Origin of the sequence: Caballeronia mineralivorans PML1(12) (genome assembly GCF_001028175.1) — a bacterium.
In the GTDB taxonomy this organism is placed as follows: domain Bacteria; phylum Pseudomonadota; class Gammaproteobacteria; order Burkholderiales; family Burkholderiaceae; genus Caballeronia; species Caballeronia mineralivorans.
Genome location: NZ_AEJF01000050.1, coordinates 1 through 3,397 on the forward strand (window position 1 = coordinate 1; position 3,397 = coordinate 3,397).

Below are 3,397 nucleotides of genomic sequence, written 5' to 3' on the forward strand. Positions count from 1 at the left end.
TATGTGGTGTTGGCTCAAATGTGGGCTTGTGGCGCCCGAGCCGCGATCCTGACGGGATCAGGCCGGCTGAACGCCACATAAAAAACCCGCTACAAGGACCGGAGAAATGCCATCAGTGCAGGATCTTTGCCCCACCGCCTGCTCGCCTTTCGATCGCTCGGTATTGTGAGCTTCGCCAGGGCGTTGGCCTTCGTCTCCAAATCAATTTCGGCGTAAATGTTGGTCGTATCGATGGAGACATGACCAAGCCACGCTCGCACGGTGTTGATATCGACGCCGGAGCGCAGTAGGTGGGTCGCAGTCGAGTGTCGAATGCTGTGCGGACTGACGCGCTTGGATGCGAGCGAAGGCATATTGGCTTGCGCCTTGACCGCGTAACGCTCTACGAGCGCGTGAATACCGAAACGCGTCAGGGGTTGCCCACAACGATTGAGGAATACCCGTTCCTGAGGTGGACGTTGACCGGCGAGGTTGCGTAACTCTTGCACGGTCTCGTGCCATAGCGGGCACTGGCGCTGTTTATGCCCCTTGCCGAGCACACTAACGCTGCTGGAAATCGCATCGACGTTACCGATGGTCAGGTGGGCCGCCTCGTCGGCTCGTGCACCGGCATTGTAGAGAAACAGCAACAAGGCATAGTCACGGCGACCTTGAGGTGTGCATCGATCTGGACAAGCGAGCAGCGCATCCATTTCAGGTTTGTCGAGATAGGGCACCAGTGCCCTTGTAGTTCTCTTGTAGGGGATGCAGCGCAACTGGGCGCACCATTGGATATGTTCAGGACTGTGCTCGCCAACGAAGCGAGCCAAGGCGTGGACAGCAGCCAGGCGCTGATTCCGGGTCGCGACGCTGCATCCGCGAGAGACTTCAATGTCTGAGAGAAAGTCCCTGACGATCTCGGCCGACACATCTACCATTGCAAGCCGATCTACCGGTTTGCGGGCTCGACTTGAAACGAATGGGATCAGTTGGCACAGCGTATCGCGGTAGCTCTGCTGAGTGTTGCGAGCGAGGTTCCGCTCTCCGATCAAGTGCTCAAGCAGGAAGCGCCGGACCCAGGGCCCAAGAAGGGTTGTGTCACGCATGATTGTCACCTCCCCGAGCGTAGCGCTCGAAACGTAAGCTCGCCTGCCGCAGCAACTCTGGCGTCATAGTCAGGTAGTGTTGGGTGGCGGCAATATGCACGTGACCAAGATAGGTTGCCAGTTGAGGCAGCAAGCGTTGTACATCGGCACCTTCGCGATACCAGGAAACCAGCCGGGTAACCGTATAGGTATGCCGAAGGTCATGAAGTCGTGGCTGATACCGCGCGCTATCGTCACGACGAACTTGTGCGCGATCGCGCAAGTGTTTGAAGGCTTGCTCAGCACCGGCTCGGGACAGGCGCTGTCCGCGCTTCGTCAACAGAAAGGCAACGTCTGGATTGAGCGGCGGCCATTTGTTACGTTCGGCCGCATACTGAGCCAGCACCGATGTCAGATCTGGTCCGGTCGGCACCAGTCGTGTCCTGTAGAACTTGCTTTCACGGATGCAAAGGATTCCAGAGTCCAGATCCACATCGGCCAGATTCAGACCGACAGCCTCGCCGATGCGAAGTCCGGTACCATAAAGGAGCAGCAGGAGCGTCCGGCAGGTCAGCGACGACAGATTGCAGCGCTCGCGATCCGCCGTCGCCGCGAGTAGACGCTTCATCTCTTCTCGCGAATAGATGTACGGCACGAAGGTTCGGGGTTCCTTCGGGACCGTTAACGGTAATGGCGAGCTCGTGGTGTAACCGCGAGCAATGGCAAAGCGGTAGAAGCTGCGCAGCGCGCTAAGCTTGCGATGCCAGAAGGCCGTGATAGGACCATTGCCTGCGAGGAATGCATAGACACGATCAGCGTCGACCTCGCGGATGTCGATGTTGCCGAGCATTCGGTAGAAGGACTTCAGGGTACGCGCCTCAGTGGCAAAGCGCATCCCCAGAGACTGTTTGTAGGCCACGTACGCGGCGACCGCTTCAGGCAGTTTCATAGCAGGTCTCCCAGGGCATAGTCTGCAACTTGCCTCAGGCCGGCGAGATCAACCTTGGCATAGGTGCGTGTTGCGTAAGCGCTGCGATGGCCCAGATGGTCGCCGATCTCCTTGAGTGAGAGTCCTTCAGCCACCAGATTGGTCGCGCACGCGTGTCGAAGCGAATGCGGGCCGCCACGACGGCAACTAATGTTCAACACTCTTAATCGTCGGTTGACCAGGTAGTGCAGACTCGTGGACGCGAGCGGTCGAAACGGGGCTCTTATGGTGAGAAACAGTGAGCGCGAAGCAACATGAGGTCGCACCTGTTCGAGATACCGCAGAATCGCTTCGCCTACATCAGCTGCAAGCGGGTAATCCTGTTTGCACCGCTGCTTTGGCCGGCTGATGTGAAGGATCTCCCGTTCCCAGTCCACGTCGTCCAGGGTCAGCGCGACAACCTCACCGCTTCGCAGTCCGTAGACCGCCAGGAGTAACAGAATGGCGCGGTCGCGGATATCATGGGGGCTGTCCGTGTCGGTGCTGCGAATGAGTCGCTGCACGTCTACCCACTTCGGACCGACTGGAAGCATCTCGTGGCTGAACAGACGCGGCCCTTCGATACCGGCGGCGAGTCTCTCTGAGCACCACGTTTGCTCACCGGCATAGCGGAAGAAACTTCGTAGAGCGCCCGCAAGGCTGGCCATCGATACCCGGGACCAGCCTTGCATTCGTCTCCGTGCAAAAAAGACGTCGACCTGCTCGAGTTGCATCTCGCCGATGCTGCTCCCTTGCTCGCTGAGCCAGCACAAAAACGCCTGGACGTGCCAGCATCGATTGTGGATCGTGTGTGACGACAGGCCGCGTTCCTCGCGTAAGTAGCCGTCAAACCGTTGAACCAGATCGACGAATGGCAGCGCCTCCGGTAACCGCTCCTGCAGTTGCCCCAGGAAGCGCAGCCAGGCTGTGGCGGTCTGAATAAACCGTTCCCGAGAGAACCTTCCCGTCACGATTCGCTGATGCCGTCGCTGATAACGAACCCAGCGATCGGCTGCCATCTCGACTTCCGCAGGCAGAATCAATCGCCCGCTGTCGAGGACAATACGCCGGGAAATAGCCAGGAGCTCAGGTGCCAGACTCAACAGCGTCGAATGGGCTGCGCCGCCTTCTGCGCAGTGGGCCAGATACCGTTCTCGATCATCGGCCGAAGGGCCATTGCGATGACGAGCCAATACACGGGGGTAATGAAACAACGTACTGAACATGATCGGATCTCCGGGTCAACCTTCGGATCTCCGACGCTACTCCGGCGCAAATTTATGTGGCCTTCAATAGGCATACACCGTTGACGAACCTCGTCCCGTCCCCGCAAGCCCACATTTGAGCCAACACCACATATGGCACT

The 3,397-nt window shown here is 58.6% G+C and carries 3 protein-coding genes; all 3 read right to left on the bottom strand.

All coding sequences use genetic code 11. The features are described 5' to 3' along the window. Positions 1–89: 89 nt before the first annotated feature. From EOS_RS05480 to EOS_RS05490, 3 genes are read right to left on the bottom strand one after another with little or no spacing between them, the layout of a single operon-like run. Positions 90–1,085, bottom strand: a complete 996-nt coding sequence (locus tag EOS_RS05480; protein ID WP_047845592.1) for a tyrosine-type recombinase/integrase — start codon at positions 1,083–1,085, stop codon at positions 90–92. Then, positions 1,078–2,013: a tyrosine-type recombinase/integrase gene (locus EOS_RS05485; protein WP_047845593.1), complete on the bottom strand. Its 936-nt coding sequence runs from the start codon at positions 2,011–2,013 to the stop codon at positions 1,078–1,080. Before EOS_RS05485 ends, EOS_RS05480 begins: the two co-directional genes overlap by 8 nt. Continuing rightward, positions 2,010–3,257 carry a tyrosine-type recombinase/integrase gene (locus EOS_RS05490; RefSeq protein ID WP_047845594.1) on the bottom strand — a complete coding sequence of 416 codons (1,248 nt, stop codon included), beginning with the start codon at positions 3,255–3,257 and terminating at the stop codon, positions 2,010–2,012. The genes EOS_RS05485 and EOS_RS05490 overlap by 4 nt, the downstream gene beginning before the upstream one ends. Between the last annotated feature and the right edge of the window lie 140 nt (positions 3,258–3,397).